Below are 18631 nucleotides of genomic sequence, written 5' to 3'. Positions count from 1 at the left end.
CTCTACCACTCCATCAGTACCGAATTAACAATTAGTCCCGCTCCAAAAGCCGTGAACAGAACCTTATCCCCATCTTTAAACTTATCCCTGTACTCGTACAAAAGTGTTGGAACAGATGCTGCCGAGGTATTTCCTCGTTCTCTTATATTCTTTAGAACCTTATCCTCGTCTATTCCAGTTCTCTTGGAAATCTGCTCGAGTATCCTCACATTAGCTTGATGAGCAGCGACATAATCTATATCGGCTCCAGTGAGATCAGCTCTTTCTAGTAGGCGCTCAAGAGATTCTGGGACTTTACTTATCGCGAATTTGAACACCTCTTGACCATTCATCTGGATGAAATCATTGTCGTCCATTACGATTACCCGATCATCTCCATACGTACTCGCATCGCTCAGCCACAGCTTATCGTTTTTCTCAACTACAATGCCTGCACACCCATCTCCAAACAGTACAGCTATCCCTCTGTCGTTAAAATCTATATATCTGCTAACCTGTTCGCTGGCAACGAGAATAGCCTCTTCTCCAGGATTAAGCATGCGCTCGGCCATAATCATAGCCGACACAAAACCTGCACAGGCAGCATTAATGTCTACAGAAAAACAGCTGTTATTAAGTTCTAATCTCTTGTGGAGTATACCCGCAATCGAAGGAATCCTAACGTCACTCGAGAAAGATGCGACGATAAGCGCCTTTACCTTATCTCGATCGAATTCAAGTTGGTCAGCGAGATCCTTAGCCATCTCTGACGGAGTTTCCTCCGTTATGTAGCGATTTTCAATCCCCGTACGAGTTAGAATCCACTCGTCAGTCGTATCGAGTCTTTCTTCATAGTACTTATTGCTACGCTTAACTCCTCTAGTCAAGCTCTTAATGTCCTTAACTTTAAGTCCCATCTTATCCTCTAATCTCTCTAAATTTATCGTATCTGCGCTCTCTAATCTCCTCGCCAGTCATGTCAGACAAGGACTGAAGCTCAGTTGAAATCAAATTTCTAAGCTGTGTAAAGTTTACCTTATCCCCATTCTCATCTATGATTTCGTCTACAATTCCGAAGTCATATAAATCCTGTGAAGTGATTTTCATTACGTCAGCAGCCTTTTCGGCAAGCCCTGCATCCTTCCATAGAATCGATGCAAAACCTTCGGGTGAAAGAATCGAATACACGGCATTTTTAAACATAAATATCTTGTTAGCTACAGATAGGGCTAACGCACCACCAGATCCGCCTTCACCTATAACCACTGCAATTACGGGGACTGTCAGCATCGACATCTTCTCTAGTGAAGATGCTATAGCTTCAAACTGTCCACGCTCTTCTGCACCTACACCTGGATATGCACCTGGTGTGTCTATAAATGTAATTACAGGTCTTCTGAATTTTTCAGCCTGATCCATCAACCTCATGGCCTTGCGATATCCTTCAGGCATTGGCATTCCGAAGTTCGTTTCTACCCCCTCTTCAATACCACGCCCTTTCTGAATCCCGATAAAGGTAACCGGTCTTTCCTCAAATGATCCGATTCCACCGATTATCGTTTTGGAGTCCCCGAAGCACCTGTCACCCTTAAGGTAGACTATGTCTTCGAAAAGCCTTTCGATAACCTCTTTAGATCTAAGCCTGTTGCTAGATCTTGCCTTTTTAACTATTTCATAAGCATTACTCATATTTTGCTCCAATCTTCACATGGTGCTTGAGCAGCTTAGCAATCAGTCTACGCTGGCTCTCTCTTTCGCAAATAATATCTACAAAACCGCATTCCTCAAGTTTCTCAGCTCTTTGGAACCCTTTTGGCAGCTTCTTTTTGATGGTCTGCTCAATTACCCTTGGTCCTGCAAATCCAATCAGCGCATTAGGCTCAGCTATGATGATGTCCCCAAGGGATGCGAAGCTCGCTGATACTCCTCCTGTGGTAGGATTTGTCAAAACACTTATATAGAGCAATCCCGCATCTTGAAACTTTCCGATAGCAGCGCTCGTCTTGGCCATCTGCATGAGAGAAAAAATTCCCTCCTGCATTCTAGCTCCTCCCGAAGCTGAAAATACGACAACTGGAAGTTCATTACTAATCGCATATTCGAACATCTTAGTCAGCTCTTCGCCCACGTATGTACCAAGGCTTCCCATCATATATTGAAGTTCAAGCACCGCCACTAAAACAGGCTTCCCTTCTATCGTACCCTTAACGATAGAAACAGCCTCATTAAGCCCCGACTTCTTTTCTTCCTTAGCACGCTTTTCATCATACTTAGGAAAAGAAATTGGGTCTTTTAGCTCGCTACCAAAACTGATTTTTTCATATCCCTCATCCATGAGGTACTCGAAGCGCTCATGTCCGTTCATCTTCATGTGATATCCGCACTCTGGGCATATCTTAAGATGTTCTACGAACTCCTTGTAGTCGATTACTGACTTACACCCTTCACACTTAAGAAAAAGGTCGGGAAGCGCTCTTCGAGGCTCACGCCTAACCTGATTCTGCTTGCTCCCGCCTCTTATACTCTTAATTGCGGACAATAGATTTTTTCGCTTATTTAAGCTTCCCATTTTCTGCTATTCTCCCGTTACATGCATGCTTTCCAGAAGCTCAGCTTCCTTGTGAGCAACATAATTTGTATCAATGTTCCCAAGGATAAAATCCTTGTCATACAGTATCGCATAGATAAATCCTAGGTTAGTTGGAACACCGTCTATAATCGTCTCAGAAACTGCACGTCTAAGCTTCTTTATAGCATCCATTCGCGTACTTCCCTTTACGATTAGCTTTGCCATCATAGAATCGTAGAATGGCAGTATTTTTGCACCTTGATATAGCGCGGTCTCAAATCTCGTGTCGAGACCACCTGGTGGTAGAAAGAAGCTTATCTCACCACAACTTGGCCTGAAATCATCATAAGGATTTTGGGCATTAACTCTAACCTCAATCGCATGACCATTAGCTGCTACATCTTCCTGCTTTACAGATAGAGGAAGTCCCGAAGCAATTCTGATCTGCTCCTTGATAAGGTTAATTCCTGTGACCATCTCTGTTACCGGATACTCGACCTGAATCCTCGTGTTCATCTCCATGAAATAATAATTGTCGTATTTATCTACTATGAACTCTACAGTTCCTGTACCTTCGTAACCACAAGCCTTTGCACACATCACGGCAGACTTATACATCTTTTCCAGTAAATCGCTGTTAGCTCTGCTAGGGCTCTCCTCGATAATCTTCTGGTTATTTCTCTGGATACTGCAGTCTCTCTCTGGTAGGTACACAACATTTCCGAGGCTATCCGCAAGTACCTGAATCTCGATATGCCTAGGATTCTCAATTAGCTTCTCAATATAGATATCATCGTTTGCAAATGACGCCTTTGCCTCCCTCCTTGTTAGTTCCCAGCCAGCAACGAGATCTTCACGCTTATAGATTCTGCGCATGCCTTTTCCACCGCCACCAGCCGATGCCTTCAGAAGGACGGGATAACCAATCTCATCAGCAATCCTGTAGAGCTGATCCTCATCATGGACTACATCATTGCATCCAGGTACAACTGGAACACCACTCTCTTCCATGAGACCTCTGGCGGAAAGCTTATTACCCATAAGATTAATCACCCTCGATGATGGTCCTATGAGTTTTAGCCCACAAGCCTCTACTTTTTCTGCAAAATCACCATTTTCAGCTAGAAAACCATATCCAGGATGGATAGCTTCGCAGCCCGACTCAATCGCAGCGGTCAGGATATTCGCAACATTTAGGTATGATGCAGAACTCTTTCCTGACCCGATACATATTGACTGATCTGCCAAATATATCGCCGGTTGACCTTTATCTACATCTGAATAAACCGCAACAGTCTCGACACCCATTTCATTACAATTTCTCTGTATGCTCAGCGCAATCTCTCCGCGGTTAGCTATTAAGACCTTTCTAATCATTCACCTTTCTCCAGCACAAACATAACCTGATCAAACTCTACAAGCTCTTCGTTCTTGCACTTGATTTCCTTGATTACCCCATCATAATCAGATCTAATCTCATTCATCATCTTCATCGATTCTAGGATGCAGAGCACATCACCTTTCTTCACAGTATCTCCGACCTTCACGAATGGAGGTGAATTAGGATCCTTTGCTGCGTAGAACACTCCTACAATCGGTGATTTTACAACTTCTGTGTTAAGAGAGGCTGTATCCAACTCCTTAGCAGGCGCAGATGCTTCTAAGCTAGATGCATCATTTGCCTCTGCTACGGCCCTTGTCTGCACGGCTGGTACCGAATCAGGAGCGACAGGCTGCAGGGATACTGTAGGTGCTACTACTTCTGTCACAGGTACTGATGGTACTGCACATACAGACGAGCCTTTCTTAAGAGTTAAAGCATAGTCCGATATCTTAATTTCTAAATAGTCACTACTACTACGATCGAACACGCCAACTAGCCTCTCGGTTAGCTCTAAATACTTTTCCATAATTAGTTACCACCATTTGCGAACTTCAGCACATCTGCAATAGTCTTGCACTCTGGGAATTTTTCCTCAGGAATTGAAACTCCATGAGCTTCTTCCATCATCATCGAAAGTTCTACAGCATCTAGCGAGTCAAGCTTTAAATCCTCCTGAAGGTCTGCAGTCTCAGTTACCTTATCCTCACTAACACCAAAATTCTCGCAAATTAGTTCCTTTAGCTGTTCAAAAGTCATATCATTTACTCCTTTTTCTCTTAATCTCTGTATTTGATAAAATAATTTAGTTAAATAATTTTATCTATTATTTTTTTACTATTTTATTTGCCTTAGCTACTTTCGTCAAGTGAAAATTTTGTGTGCAATTCTTTTTTTGCTTTAAAAATAGCTGAATTTCAACGTTTAAAAGCCTCAGATTAAAATTTTTATTTTTTTCAAAAAAAGAAAAGATGGCTGAAATTCAGCCATCTCTCCTCATACTTTATGGATTATCAATATACGCCCATTACCTAGCGTATGCCATTACTGTCTAGCTTCAGCACCAATATCAAGACCTGTCTTGAAAGCCTTATCATTTAGTGGAATTACCTTTGGCTTGTGCTCAAACTTGTGGTGAATTCCATCATAAATAACCTGCTCAGGTACTGCATTAGAGTATCCAATGTAAGCTCCAAGCATAATGATGTTAAGAACTCTTGGGTTACCCATCTCGAGAGCCATCTCTGTAACTGGAACAGATACCACAGTGATGTCATCTCTATCAATAGGATCCTTTACGATTGAGCTGTTAATGAACAATGTACCACCCTTCTTAAGAGTTGGAAGGAACTTGTGTAGTGAAGGTCCATTCATTACAACAAGGTCATCTACACTGTTAGATACAGGTGCACCGATTTCATCATCAGAAATTACAACGTAACAGTTTGCTGTACCACCTCTCATAGCTGCGCCATAAGAAGGGAAGAATGTTACATTAAGGTCTGTTGACTGACATGTAGCTTCCGAAAGAAGCTTTCCCATGGTCATTACACCCTGTCCGCCGAATCCGGCAATCATCAAATTTCTTTCCATTCTAAACCTCCCTATTTAGCTTCTGCGCCCTTGTCTCTAACGAGACCTAGAGGGTACTCATCAAACATATCCTTCTCGAGGAACTTCAGTGAATCAAGCGTGCTCATTCCCCAGTTTGTTGGGCAAGATGTAACGATCTCTACAAGGGAGAAACCTCTGCCTTCAAGCTGATACTGGAACGCTTTCTTGATTGCCTTACGAGCCTTGATTACGTTCTGAGGAGTGTTGCAAGAAACTCTTTCTAGATAGTAAGGAGCTGTTAGCTGGTTGAGAATTTCAACGATGTGCATTGGATATCCGTGAAGATCCGGCTCTCTACCCTCTGGTGTAGTTGTGGAGTTCATGCCGATAAGAGTTGTTGGCGCCATCTGTCCACCAGTCATACCGTAAATTCCGTTGTTAACGAAGATTACTGTGAAGTTCTCTCCTCTGTTAGCAGCTGACATAGTCTCTGCAAGTCCGATGGAAGCAAGGTCTCCATCACCCTGATATGTGTATACAAGTGAATCAGGGGATGATCTCTTGATTCCTGTAGCTACAGCGCAAGCTCTTCCGTGAGCAGCGATAGTAGCATCATGAGCAACGTAGAACTGACCGAGTCCGCAGCAACCTACACCCTCAACTCTTACGAGCTTATCGAGCTTACCTAGTTCTTCTGCCGCTTCACCGATTAGCTTATGCACAGTACCGTGCATGCATCCCGGACAGAATCCGGATACTGTATCAGGAAGAATTCCCTTAGTTCTTGAATAAACTTTTGCCATCTATAGTACCTCCTTAATCAGTTCGCGAGCAGCTTCCATTACCTGATCATTAGTCAGAAGCTGACCACCGGATCTTAGGCACTCCTTGATAACTGTTCTGCCCTTAACTGCATGATCCACGTCCCATCTCATCTGAGCAGGGATGGACATCTCGACATTGAGAATACCCTTTACTCTGTTAAAGTCTAGATTCTCAAATGCTTCATATGGGAATGGAGAAAGCTTGATAGGTCTGATCATACCAATCTTAACTCCTTCTTTTCTTAGCTCTCTTACGACAACCTTTCCGATACGAGCGGAGATTCCGTATGCTGCGATGATAATCTCAGCATCCTCTGTCTCAAGCTCCTCGTACTCAACATCCTTGTCCCAGGTTCTGTAGAGCTTATCTGCTTCGATATTAACAGCTTCCTGTCCTGTTCCAACAGAACCAGGTCTGCAGAATGCGTTCTCACCTACTGGGTGACCCACTATAGCTCTATAGTTGAATGCATCTCTTAGTTCTGCAATCTCTTCAGGTGTCTTCATTGGAGGAAGAACTACTGGCTCCATGATTGTTCCCATAACTCCATCTGTGAGGATGAGTACTGGATTCTGGTCTCTCTCAGCATAGTCAAATGCCTTATATACCATATCTACGCACTCCTGAACAGTTGCTGGAGCGAGTACGATCATTCTGAAACCACCGTTTCCAGAAGCCTTAGTTGCCTGAAGGTAATCCTGCTGAGCTGGCTGGATAGCACCGATTCCAGGACCACCTCTCTGTACGTTTACATATACTGCTGGTAGTCTAGCGGATGCGCAGAAGGAGATACCCTCTGAGTACAAGCTGATTCCGCAGCTGGATGAAGAGCTCATCGCTCTGATTCCAGTCGAAACAGCACCGTAAAGCATGTTTACAGATGCAACCTCGGATTCACCCTGTACAAAGCTTCCACCTACTTCTGGCATTCTTCTTGCCATATACTCAGGAATTTCGTTCTGTGGTGTGATTGGATAACCAGCAAAGAAACGACATCCTGCTCTTACAGCTGCCTCTGCAATCGCTTCGCAGCCTTTCATAAATACACGTTCTGCCATATTGCTCCTCCTTACTAATCTCTCCAAACCTCAATACAATCCTCTGGACACATCTGTGCACACATTGCGCAACCGATGCAAGCCTCTGGTGTAGCTGCAACTGAATAAGGGTAACCCTTAGAGTTAACATTCTCACCGATAACGAGGACTTTCTTTGGACATGAAATCACGCAATACTGGCAAGATTTGCAAGCCTCAGCATTGATTTCAACTCTACCTTTAGCCATCAACATTACCTCCTTAAATAAAATGTTTTAGCGATCAACCCACGAATACGTCAGGAACAACTCGATTGGGAATAGATGTCTGTCAGTCATATTCTTGACTTCGTCAAATATCTCATCCCTCACAACGAAACTTCCGACAGTAACTATTCCGCCGAGCATCTCGTCGAGCCTAGCAAGTCCTTCCATGAATTCTTCTGCACTCGTCTGGTAACCTAGGTTAGGGTTACCAAGAATATAGATGCGATTCAGCCTAGCCGCAGTGACAATATCGCTCATAGTCTCATCAATCGCCTTTAGACTCTTCGTCCAAGGTCTGTACGGATTGATGACGTAAACTGGAACTGTATCGTCATCCTTTAGCAAGTGTGCGTACACTCCTACAACTCTCGATGCATTGTGACCACCGCCGATATCAAGGACTGTATACACGTCCTTGTTCATAAGCGATTCAGCAACGCCACCGACTACAGTCGGTGCATCGAGAAATTGCAGCTGATAATTTATCTCCACACCCTTCTGGGCGAATGCATCCTTCATATCTCTAGAGCGGTATAGCGGTTTACTCTGGTCCATATCGAATACCTGAACCTTTGCACCAGTCTGTTCAGCAAGCTTTGCTGCAACATTGAGAACGATCTCACTCTTACCGCTTCCAGCCTCTCCTATAAAGAGAAAATTCTTCTTCTCTTTGAGGAGATCTCCGAAATCCTTATCCATCTCGTAGAAAATGCTCATCCTACTACCTCATCTAAAAACTTCTTTCACACAATGTCACAAGATAAACAGCGAGATTGTGTAAAGTAAATCAGTTTTAACTATCTAAATAAATTCTCGCATTCAGAAGCTGTGTCCTGCAGCCTTGGGATTATCGAGTAAAGGCTTCTGACCATCCTCTCTTTATACCCACTGACGCTAATTGCACAGACTGCTGTTCCATCCGTTGAAAGTACAGGCGCCGCTACACATACGAGTCCCTCTGTGACTTCTTCCATATCATAGGCGAGTCTGCTTTCCTTAACCTCTTCGAGGAGTGTTTTATACTCGTCTTTGTCTACGATACTCTTGTGTGTGAGCCTTATGTAATCAATCTCTTCGGCTAATTTATCCGATTCACCGGAAAATGCAGTGAGCACTTTCCCTGCCGCTGTCAAGTTTAGACTCATCATCTCCTCAGAGCTAACCACTACGGCAACGCCAGTATATGGATTCTTACGAATCGCTATATATGACTTTAGCCCTTCACGCACCGATACAGTCACCGCCAGACCGCATTTCCTACATAGTCTAGCCACCGGTTCATCTAGCATATTGACTATCTGCTTCTGTATATTAGTATTTCGACTCAAGGTGAACACTCTATCTGTAAGATAATAACCACCATCGATTTTATCCTTGTAGATGTACTTCATCTCCTCAAGCGAATTGAGAATTCTGCTTATAGCAGCGTTGGAAAGTCCCGTTTGCTGAGCTATAGACGTCAAGGTCAATCGGCTTTGAGATTGGTATAAATCAAGCACCTTTAACGCTTTTTCAAGTGAACTATTGCGCTCTGCCATGATGTCTTCCTTTCACTGCCTTTTTACAATTCAAAATATACTCTTTAGCATTAAGTTAGTCAACATTAACAGGCGAAATTTTTCCGTATTTCGAGCAGCAAATTCGTTATACGGAAAATATTGGTTGATAGAATTTTAAGTTCTTCAATTGATATTGACACCGCAATTTACTTATAAGACAATATAAACATTATGAAAATATTAAGTATTAGCACTCAAAAGCCGCACTCAACCGGTAGCGGCGTATACTTGACGGAGCTCGTCAAATCTTTTGACAGAGCAGGTCATGAACAGGCTGTAGTTGCTGGGGTATATGAAGATGACTTATTCGAATTTCCTCCTTCTGTACGCACCTACCCTGTATATTATTCACACGAGGATTCTAGGGGAGAATTACCGTTTGAAGTGCTTGGCATGTCAGATGTTATGCCATACCCTTCTACGCTATACAATTCCCTCACTGATGATATGGCAGATATGCTTTATAGCGCTTTTGGAAAAGCTATCGGTAGAGCTATAAGAGAGCTCGATCCAGATGTAATCCTCTGCCATCACCTATTCTTGCTCACTTCCATGCTTCCTGACATGGTCAAAGAGTTTGCACCAGGTTCATTTCATGGCAAAATCTATGGTATCTCGCACGGCTCCGACATAAGGCAGTTTCAGAACTGTCCGTTCAGGCGTGATTCTATCATCTCTGGGATAAGGAAGCTTGACGGAATCTTTGCTCTTCATGAAGAACAGAAGAATCAGATTATCGAGCTTTACGGCATAGCTGAAGGCAAGATCAAAGTTATCGGCACCGGATATAACTCGCAGATATTTAATATGGATGAAGATATGGAAAAGTCAGGGTCAGATGATCCGTATAAAATCATCTATGCCGGCAAGCTCAGCACGGCTAAGGGAATTTTTCCGCTTATAGAAGCCCTTGCTGAACTGGATGAGGATAGCGAAATTCCCGATTTTGAGCTCCTGCTTGCCGGCGGCTGTCAGGATAAGGGAATCGCGCGCCTCCTCTCGGGGAAGCCAGCGCTCCGCGCTGGCGACGCAGGCGAGCTCAAAGCCCTACCATTCAGAGCCCGTTACCTCGGCATGCTATCCCAGACTGAGCTCGCTGCGGCCTTCAGAGCCAGCGACATATTCGTGCTCCCTTCATACTATGAAGGCCTTCCTCTCGTCCTAATAGAGGCGATGGCGTCGGGCGCGATTCCCGTCTGCACCAGCCTGCCGGGCATACAGAGCTGGCTGGCCAGCAAGATTATATCTGACAATACCGTCTTGGTAGAGCCGCCTGAGATGAGAGCTCCAGGCGAACCATATGAGTCCGAAATCCCTGCATTTAAGGAGCGGCTCAAGGATGGTCTCATATCAGCTTTAAAGCTTGCACGTAGCAAGAGATTTGATCCAGATTATATATATCCAGATACGAGCAAGGCATCGTGGGATGGAGTTACAGAAGCTATTCTAAAATATGTATAACTTTCCTTGCTCTCTCCACATTCAAAATCACATTAGATGATATAATTTCACACATAATATCATATGTATATATTGCCCAAATCTTAGCTGGACACCTTTGTATGGGGATGGATATACAACTTGTGTTCACAGAATTATCGGGATACTTATATCGCGGATTTTATTTAGGAAATTTAGGAATAAAGAGATAATCAGTGTAGCTCGAGCTATCAAGCTGGCTGCACTACTCTAATACAAATAGTATAGAGAGGTATGAAATGAACGAATTACAAGTGAGGGAACTTATTGTTAAGTATGCCTCAGACTTTACAGATAGATATACGAAGGCATACGGATCAATCATCGCTAGGGTTGATAACGGAACATATCTCATGTCGAGGCCAGGCTTAGTTCTTGATACTATCAAGGATTCAGATCTGCAGCTTTTCGATATGAGCTCCGGTGATGCAGGCAAGATACTGAGCACTAGAAGGGACATCAACGTCATGATCTTTGCATGTACGGAACCTTCAGCAATTTTCTCCAAGGATGCAGATGTGCTTAGACCAGCGCTCTATGACCTCGCTGGCATAGTTGGTACTGATATAAAAATCGCTGAAGACACTACAGCAAAATCCTTGCTTGCTGCATTAAAAGACAGAGCAGGCTGCCTAGTTCGAGGCAAAGGAATATTTAGCACTAGTAGCAATATGAAGGATGCGATTTCAATAGTTAAGATTATCGAAAAGAGTATCGAGGCAGAGATGTACGGAGATAAAATCGGTGGTATAAAGCATCTATCCGCTGAGGAGGCACTGCGCACTCGCCAGATGCATAATCACCTCTATTCTAATGTCAATTCTGAGAAACATGTTGATTTCGTAAATATCTCAACAGATGAACTCGATGTGCGCAACAACATGATTGACTATGCAAATAAGCTCAAGGACAAAGGCCTCTTCCATGGTTCATGGGGAAATCTCTCTGTTAGGCTTAATGATCACGAGATGCTGATCACTCCTTCAGCTATGGAGTACAACAAACTACGTGCCGAAGACATAGTGAAGGTTGATGTTAACACACTGGCGTTTGATCACATACAGCGCGTGCCTTCAAGCGAATTTGACTTGCACGCTGCCATTTATAGAGAGCACCCTGATTGGAACGCGATAATCCGCACACATTCACACGGGCTTTCCGTATTTGCAGCTGCTCAGGTTGGTTTCAAAATCACAGACCCTGCTCTTCACCAGCTACTCGGCGATGTCAGCGCAAGCGAGCACGTCGAACCACATACTCCTGATTTCATCGAAAGTATACTCAAGGAGCTAAGACACAACAATATCTGCGTGATTGCGAATCGAGGTCCGATTTTCTGTGCTACTAGCCTGGAAAATGCTGCAGTTATGGCAGATGCCATAGAGGATACCGCTTGCAACATGCTCGGTTATAACGAGCCACTTCTAAGAGCCGAGGAAGAATAAAACCAAACGATGGCATGCATATGATGCATGCCATTTTATCTTTTATGAAATATAATATTTAACAGCAACACTTAATTAATCAAAATGACTTATTCACTTATGGAGGATCAAAATGAGCTGGATTAAAACTAAGGAAAAGAGGACTCACTATATTCAGGAAGAGGCACTTGGTGGTCCTGGTCACCTGATTACGACGCAGATTATCGATAATGACGAGGAGCTTCTAGGCAAAGGACGACTTTTTAAGGAGAATGTTCTCGAAAAGGATTGCGGTGTAGGTTACCATGTACACGAGGGAGATGCTGAAATTTATGTCATCCAAAGTGGCGAGGCTGAGTACAATGATAACGGCACTATAAAGACTGTGCGCGCAGGTGATGTCACATTTACTGGACCTGGCGAGGGACATAGTCTGACCAACAAGAAGGATGAGCCAGTAAAATTCGTCGCCCTCATCATCTATGAATAAATTTTATAGAAATCCATTGTTGGAATTAGGCGAGTGTTGAGCTTAATTCCATTTTTTTGCGAGAATGCTTGTTGTAAAGTAGCTCTCAAGTTGTTATAATCTCACGGGCAGATTACTGCGCGGATATCATCGTAGCATACCGCACGATAGAGACTCCATAGAGCAGTGCCTGCCTACAAATCATTTCTTCGGGGCAACCCGGCTCATCGCTGTATCCTTACGGAACGGCAGAAGGAGGTTAATATGAGGGATAAATTATCCAATCCTAAATTTCTTGCGCAACTGGCGCTTCTCGTTGCAGTTGAACTTGTCATGAAGATTACAGGGCTTGGCAGTGTGCCGATCGGTCCAATCTACATGTCATTTCTCACACTTCCAGTCGCTATCGGGGCGATACTAATGGGACCACTCGCTGGAGCCATACTCGGCGGAGTCTTCGGCATCGCAAGCTTTGTAGATGCTATTTCAGGCGCATCTGCAATGGGCGGAGTTTTGTTTCAAGTCGCACCATTTAAGACATTTGTACTATGCGTTATCACAAGAATCTTCATGGGGTTCTTAGCCGGCGTAGTATTCAAGATTGTTAATAAAATCTTCAGAGGACACACTATTGCATACTCAATTGGAGCAATCAGTGCTCCCTTGCTCAACACATTATTCTTCATGGGATTCCTAGTAATTGCATTCTACGACACAGACTATATCCAGAAACTGGCTCATACGATTGGTGCTACCAATCCGCTTACTTTCGTAATTACACTCGTTGGCCTTCAGGGCTTAATCGAAGCTGTAACTTGCTGTATTCTCGGAACAGTAGTCTCTAAAGCACTAGCAAAGCATCTCGGACATAGCACCGCAGGAAACACAAACGCTTAAAGAATCTTTAATCTAGCAAATTATTGTGCTAGATACACAAATAAAAAAGCCACGCAAGCAAATATCGCAATGCGTGGCTATTTTTTATGCAGTTATATCACCCTTCTTCCGAGCTATCGCTCTGCATAGGTACACAAACGGTGTATCGCAGAGACTCGTCACGATGTAGATTATGTAGGTCGAGAATATTAGAGTTATTACGGTCTTTGTATCGTACAATCCCGCAAAAGCAAATACCGTATATAGCGCTGAATTCACTAGCTGCGAGACTAGGGTCGAGCCGTTATTACGAAGCCATAAAAATCTATCTCTATTGCCAAACCTCTTGTTAGTGAAATCCCACCACTTGTGATATAGCCATACATCAAAGTACTGAACGATTATATATACCGCTAGACTTGCGAACATAAGTCTTGGCGTATGTGCAAAAATCTGCCTGATTGAAGGCGATGCGAAATCACTTGAGCTCGGCGAATATAATAGCCAAGATGAGCTGATTACCACAAACGCAATGGATGTCGCTACACCTAGGTGTACCGCTTTGTGCGCATCTTTTTTTCCATATATCTCACTAGCGATATCAGTGACCAAAAAAGTAGTAGCAAAGAGAACGTTTCCAAGTGTCATCTCCATGCCGAACGCCTTTACGAGTATAAGAACCTCAATGTTGGCGGTGATAGTTGCTAGTACTGTCCATAGGTAGAGGCCGTCTCTTCCAAGATACTTGTACATGAGCACAACCGCACTGTACTCAACTATTAGGGTGATAATTAGTAGTAATTCATTACTCATTTTGTTTTTGCTCGGTTCATTTATACACCGAGCTCTCCTTTCTGCATCAAATCTCCAGAAGACAATCGTAATTCTTCACAGCACTTATTACCAAACAGTTGCGGCTGGTAAAATTAGCAAAATAAATAGCCGACGCAAAACAAAACGCCGGCTTACTTTCGTATTCCTAGTACCCGTAGTTTTGATAAAGCAGGATGGTTTCGAACTGCTGTATAAAATTGTCTCTATACTTAGCTTAAACGTTTAAAAAGGAAAAAGCTTCTTCCTCACTTGCGAAAGTGATTATGGTGAGTAGAACGAGCACTGCTGCCCATACTAAAAGTGCCAAAAGCAGAATCCACCTCAGTGGTTTGTTAGATCTAGCTCTATAACATACATAGCCGAACAGCGCAAATATAACTAGCATCGCTGCCCATACTATAGCGCTAGCGTGTGGCACAAAATATTGTTCTGCGAATTTTTCAATCGGCGCAGGCAATCTCATCTCTATCTCCTTTCGAACCCTTTGACTTAGCTATTACATTTTAGACTAATAGATCCCCCTTAGGCAAGACCTTATTGAGAGTTCTTTTATATGCAATTACCATCATTGACGCTGTGACAGCCCAGCTCACTGGATACACGAGCATTAGATTAATCCATGTTGGGTTAAATTTAAAGAACGTATAAATCCATATTATCCTAAATCCGCATACTCCTAAGAGCGTTACTATTGCAGGGCTTAGCGAGTATCCATATCCTCTCATGCCTCCAGACAAGGTCTCGATTGTAGAATTCAAAACCTCACCTGCCATAAGGATAACAAGTCTTATATATCCGAATTTTATAACTGCCATATCGTCATTAAATACACTCAGCATCTCCCTACCAAATACGATTACTGTGGCTCCGAATATAATCATAGAGATCCAGTTTAGGATTAATGTCTGCTTGACAACATCTTTGCACCTTCGATAATTTGAAGCTCCGTGATTCTGTCCTACAAACGTAACTGCAGCCTGTCCAAACGCATTTGAAATAAAGTATGCCATAATCTCAATATTGAAGGCGGCAGTTGTGCCAGCCATTGCATCAGTGCCGAGGCTGTTAATTGCAGACTGAATCAGGAGGTTAGATATTGAAAATACCATACCTTGCATACCAGATGGGATACCGATTCTAAGAATATTGCCAGTTATCTTCTTGTCTACCCGCAATTTATTTAAACTAATTTGTACTGCTCCGCTATGCTTTTTTAGAAAATAGAACAGAAGTGAAGAGCTGAGAACATCAGCTATAACAGTAGCGATAGCAACGCCTTCTACATCCATCCCTACCACTATAACGAAGAATAGATTTAATGCGACATTCACAAGACCAGAGATTGCAAGACATATTAGAGGAGTTCTCGTATCACCTTGGCTTCTAAATATTGCAGACTGGAAGTTGTATAGCATTATAAATGGCATTCCGCAAAAGTATATTCTCAGGTATCTAATAGCTAAAGGTGCTATATCAACTGGAACACCAAGCAAATTTACTATCGGATTTGCGATTATATTACCAATAACAGCAATCGTTATGCCGCTAATCAGCGCTAGCACCACTGATGTATGTGCTGTTCTACTAACCCCATCAGCATCGTTAGCTCCTGTATACCTAGACATCATGACATTGGCGCCCACAGAGATACCAACAAATAGATTAATCATTAGCCCTACTACAGGCGCGTTACTACCTACAGCAGCCATGGAATTTTTGCCGACAAAAGTCCCAAGGACAGCTACATCAGCTGCACTAAATAACTGCTGAAGCACGCTAGTAAGAGCTAGTGGCAGTGCAAAAATTAAGACCTTCCTCCATATGCTGCCATGGAGGAGGTCACTCATATCATTTGATTTCATCTATAATCCCTTCTATCTCTAGAGTTATCTTTCTTTAGATTTATCCATGCATGATTCGCACATACCATAAAAGACCGTGCGAAACGGATCGACTTTAAATCCATGCTCCTCAATCAGATGCTGCTCTATATCCTTAATCTTATCGCAGTGAACATGAATGAGCTTTCCACAGCCTTCACACTTGCAGTGATATGCACTTACAGCTTCGTGAGGTGCCCCATCACCGACATACTCAAAGCAAGCGGCTCCATTCGTTCCCACTGCATATTTGCTTACAATACCTTCATCGAGCATCCTCTGCAGGTGACGGTACAATGTTGTGACCCCTATCGCTTTATCCTTACCAGCGAAGTGTACATACAGCTCGTTCACCGTAAAATGCTGCCCGGGAATTGACGATATGTATTCGACAAGTTCATCGTACTGTTTTGTCTTATATCTCTTCTTCGATTCCATCTCATCCTCGCTAAAAATCAAGAAAATTGGTTTTCAACTCTCTAGAATTGAAAACCAATTTAATTTTATGACAAGTTGCTTACTAAGTCAAACGTACACGGTTAAGAAGAACTACTGTTTAAATTTAAGCACGCGCATCGAATTTATTATGCATATAATGCTAACTCCTACATCACCAAATACCGCATACCACATCGAGACGAGACCAAGTGCAGACAATACGAGAATTAGAAGCTTTACTCCTATAGCAAATGCAATATTGGATTTTACAATCCTCATCGTTCGCTTAGCTATTTTTATAATTAATGGTAACTTTCTCAAATCATCATCCATCAGAACGATATCTGCAGCCTCTATTGCCGCATCAGAACCTAGAGATCCCATGGCGAATCCGACATCAGCTCTCATGAGCACCGGAGCATCATTTATTCCATCTCCTACATAGCCAAGCTTTGACCAAGTATTACGATTTCCTTCTATGAGCTCCTCAACCTCCTCAATCTTGTCAGCTGGAAGTAGCTCATACCTAACTACATCGAGTCCGAGCTCTCCAGCTACAGTCTCTGCAGTCGCTTTCCTATCGCCCGTGAGCATAACCGCCTTCTTGACACCCTCACGCTTAAGTTCAGCGATGCTTTCTCTCGCTTCATCCTTAATGGTATCAGACACCACTATATATCCTTTATACTTCTCGTCATACGATACAAATGTGATAGTTCCCATCTCGGAGCCATATACTCCACTCACATCTTCTATTTTATTTTCATCGAGGAGTTTACGGCTACCTACAAGAAGAGATTTTCCATCTAACATAGCTGAAGTGCCTTTTCCTGTTAGATTGACCACATCTTCAAGCCTACTCTTATCAATCTCCTTATCCTTTGCAGCTTCTAGTATTGACTTTCCTATTGGATGTGTTGCAAATGCCTCACCATACGCAGCGAGTTCTATTAGCTCATCTTCAGATACACCCTCTGCTGGTACAAGTTTTGATACTTTAAATTCTCCCTTTGTTAGCGTTCCCGTCTTGTCAAAGACCATTGTATCTAGGCTCGCTGCTGCTTCTAGGAAGTTGCTCCCTTTTACAAGAACTCCGACCTTGGACGCCGCACCAATGCCTCCAAAGAACCCTAGCGGAACTGAAATAACGAGTGCGCACGGGCAAGATACAATCAGAAAGTTGCAGGCTCTTTCTATACCGTCTGACCATGATAAGCCGAACACAAGAGGCATAGCTACAGCCAAAAGTGCAGCGCCGATAGTAACTATAGGTGTATAGACACGCGCAAATCTCGTAACGAAGTTCTCGAGGACAGCCTTCCTAGCACTAGCATTTTCAACCAGTTCTAAAATCTTTGCAACTGTCGAATCATCATACTCTTTGGTAACTTTAACCTTGAGCATACCTTCGCCATTCACACATCCCGATATGATATCGTCGCCCTCAGAAACTCTCCTAGGAACAGATTCCCCTGTCAGAGCTGACGTATCGATAAAAGACTCTCCTTCGATTACTACTCCATCAAGTGGAACCTTATCGCCAGGTCTAACCACGACTACACTACCAATTTCGACATCCTCAGGATCCACCTCTTCAGTCTCATCTCCATTAAGCACAAATGCTGATTCGGGGGCAATCGCCATCATCTCAGTAATTGAAGCCCTCGACTGTCCGACGGCATAATCCTGGAACGCTTCACCTATCTGATAGAAAAGCATGACAGCGAGCGCTTCAGAATACTGGGTATCCCCAAATAGACCTAGTCCAAACGCCGCAAACGTCGCAATCATCATAAGGAAATTCTCATCAAAAACTTGACCATTCCTAATATTCTTGGCCGCTTTTATGATTACATCATTACCGACTATAATATAAGGTATAAAGTAAATTACAAACAGGACGAATCCGTGAACTCCATCTAGCACACCTGTAAGCTCAAGTATCATCAGTACTAGAAAGCACACGAGTGATATCGCTATCCTATTTCTTCTATTTCTTTGCTTTTTATTCATAAGTAAAGCCCCTAATCTATAAATACGCTATGCTAAAAAAGTTATATA

21 protein-coding genes are annotated in these 18631 nt (G+C 43.1%); 4 read left to right on the top strand and 17 right to left on the bottom strand.

Going from position 1 to position 18631, the window contains the following annotated elements; all coding sequences use genetic code 11:
• Positions 1–2: 2 nt before the first annotated feature.
• The 12 genes from C5Q96_RS01035 to C5Q96_RS00980 form a co-directional block, all read right to left on the bottom strand.
• Positions 3–896, bottom strand: a complete 894-nt coding sequence (locus C5Q96_RS01035) for a 3-oxoacyl-ACP synthase III family protein (RefSeq protein WP_106056381.1) — start codon at positions 894–896, stop codon at positions 3–5.
• A gap of 1 nt (position 897) precedes the next feature.
• Positions 898–1668 carry a carboxyltransferase subunit alpha gene (accA, locus tag C5Q96_RS01030; protein WP_106056379.1) on the bottom strand — a complete coding sequence of 257 codons (771 nt, stop codon included), beginning with the start codon at positions 1666–1668 and terminating at the stop codon, positions 898–900.
• Positions 1661–2548, bottom strand: coding sequence for an acetyl-CoA carboxylase, carboxyltransferase subunit beta (gene accD, locus C5Q96_RS01025; protein ID WP_106056377.1), 888 nt, complete (start codon positions 2546–2548; stop codon positions 1661–1663). The genes accA and accD overlap by 8 nt, the downstream gene beginning before the upstream one ends.
• A 6-nt stretch (positions 2549–2554) precedes the next feature.
• The gene (locus tag C5Q96_RS01020; protein ID WP_106056375.1) at positions 2555–3925 is read right to left on the bottom strand and encodes an acetyl-CoA carboxylase biotin carboxylase subunit; all 1371 of its coding nucleotides are present in this window, start codon (positions 3923–3925) and stop codon (positions 2555–2557) included.
• Positions 3922–4458, bottom strand: a complete 537-nt coding sequence (gene accB / locus C5Q96_RS01015; protein WP_106056373.1) for an acetyl-CoA carboxylase biotin carboxyl carrier protein — start codon at positions 4456–4458, stop codon at positions 3922–3924. The genes C5Q96_RS01020 and accB overlap by 4 nt, the downstream gene beginning before the upstream one ends.
• 2 nt (positions 4459–4460) lie before the next feature.
• On the bottom strand, positions 4461–4688 hold the full coding sequence (locus C5Q96_RS01010; RefSeq protein WP_106056371.1) for an acyl carrier protein: 228 nt from the start codon (positions 4686–4688) through the stop codon (positions 4461–4463).
• A 285-nt stretch (positions 4689–4973) separates the two neighbouring features.
• Entirely contained in the window at positions 4974–5522 is a 549-nt protein-coding gene (locus C5Q96_RS01005; protein ID WP_106056369.1) for a 2-oxoacid:acceptor oxidoreductase family protein, read from the bottom strand.
• Between the two features lie 11 nt (positions 5523–5533).
• A complete protein-coding gene (locus C5Q96_RS01000) occupies positions 5534–6286 on the bottom strand; it encodes a thiamine pyrophosphate-dependent enzyme (protein WP_106056367.1) in 753 nt (250 codons plus the stop codon).
• The gene (gene vorB, locus C5Q96_RS00995) at positions 6287–7366 is read right to left on the bottom strand and encodes a 3-methyl-2-oxobutanoate dehydrogenase subunit VorB (protein ID WP_106056365.1); all 1080 of its coding nucleotides are present in this window, start codon (positions 7364–7366) and stop codon (positions 6287–6289) included.
• Positions 7367–7380: 14 nt separating this feature from the next.
• Positions 7381–7593, bottom strand: a complete 213-nt coding sequence (locus C5Q96_RS00990) for a 4Fe-4S dicluster domain-containing protein (protein ID WP_205763999.1) — start codon at positions 7591–7593, stop codon at positions 7381–7383.
• 27 nt (positions 7594–7620) lie between these two features.
• Positions 7621–8328 carry a nucleotide-binding protein gene (locus C5Q96_RS00985; protein ID WP_106056361.1) on the bottom strand — a complete coding sequence of 236 codons (708 nt, stop codon included), beginning with the start codon at positions 8326–8328 and terminating at the stop codon, positions 7621–7623.
• An 80-nt stretch (positions 8329–8408) separates the two neighbouring features.
• The gene (locus C5Q96_RS00980; RefSeq protein ID WP_106056359.1) at positions 8409–9149 is read right to left on the bottom strand and encodes an IclR family transcriptional regulator; all 741 of its coding nucleotides are present in this window, start codon (positions 9147–9149) and stop codon (positions 8409–8411) included.
• A gap of 192 nt (positions 9150–9341) precedes the next feature.
• Between C5Q96_RS00980 and C5Q96_RS00975 the strand changes: the two genes are divergently transcribed.
• The 4 genes from C5Q96_RS00975 (at position 9342) to C5Q96_RS00960 (ending at position 13439) form a co-directional block, all read left to right on the top strand.
• Complete coding sequence (locus tag C5Q96_RS00975; protein ID WP_106056357.1) at positions 9342–10631, top strand: glycosyltransferase family 4 protein; 1290 nt, start codon at positions 9342–9344, stop codon at positions 10629–10631.
• Positions 10632–10888: 257 nt separating this feature from the next.
• Entirely contained in the window at positions 10889–12094 is a 1206-nt protein-coding gene (locus tag C5Q96_RS00970) for a class II aldolase/adducin family protein (RefSeq protein WP_106056355.1), read from the top strand.
• A gap of 112 nt (positions 12095–12206) precedes the next feature.
• Complete coding sequence (locus C5Q96_RS00965; protein ID WP_106056353.1) at positions 12207–12563, top strand: cupin domain-containing protein; 357 nt, start codon at positions 12207–12209, stop codon at positions 12561–12563.
• Positions 12564–12806: 243 nt separating this feature from the next.
• Complete coding sequence (locus C5Q96_RS00960) at positions 12807–13439, top strand: ECF transporter S component (protein ID WP_106056351.1); 633 nt, start codon at positions 12807–12809, stop codon at positions 13437–13439.
• Between the two features lie 84 nt (positions 13440–13523).
• Here the strand turns inward: C5Q96_RS00960 and C5Q96_RS00955 are convergent, their stop codons facing one another.
• The 5 genes from C5Q96_RS00955 to C5Q96_RS00935 form a co-directional block, all read right to left on the bottom strand.
• The gene (locus tag C5Q96_RS00955; RefSeq protein WP_106056349.1) at positions 13524–14231 is read right to left on the bottom strand and encodes a queuosine precursor transporter; all 708 of its coding nucleotides are present in this window, start codon (positions 14229–14231) and stop codon (positions 13524–13526) included.
• A gap of 235 nt (positions 14232–14466) precedes the next feature.
• On the bottom strand, positions 14467–14715 hold the full coding sequence (locus C5Q96_RS00950; RefSeq protein ID WP_106056347.1) for a hypothetical protein: 249 nt from the start codon (positions 14713–14715) through the stop codon (positions 14467–14469).
• Between the two features lie 40 nt (positions 14716–14755).
• Complete coding sequence (locus C5Q96_RS00945; RefSeq protein WP_106056345.1) at positions 14756–16114, bottom strand: MATE family efflux transporter; 1359 nt, start codon at positions 16112–16114, stop codon at positions 14756–14758.
• A gap of 24 nt (positions 16115–16138) precedes the next feature.
• A complete protein-coding gene (locus C5Q96_RS00940; RefSeq protein WP_106056343.1) occupies positions 16139–16570 on the bottom strand; it encodes a Fur family transcriptional regulator in 432 nt (143 codons plus the stop codon).
• A 111-nt stretch (positions 16571–16681) separates the two neighbouring features.
• Positions 16682–18583: a heavy metal translocating P-type ATPase gene (locus C5Q96_RS00935; RefSeq protein WP_106056341.1), complete on the bottom strand. Its 1902-nt coding sequence runs from the start codon at positions 18581–18583 to the stop codon at positions 16682–16684.
• Between the last annotated feature and the right edge of the window lie 48 nt (positions 18584–18631).

This window comes from Mogibacterium diversum, from assembly GCF_002998925.1.
GTDB lineage: Bacteria > Bacillota > Clostridia > Peptostreptococcales > Anaerovoracaceae > Mogibacterium > Mogibacterium diversum.
This window is presented reverse-complemented; position numbering and strand designations above follow the sequence as displayed.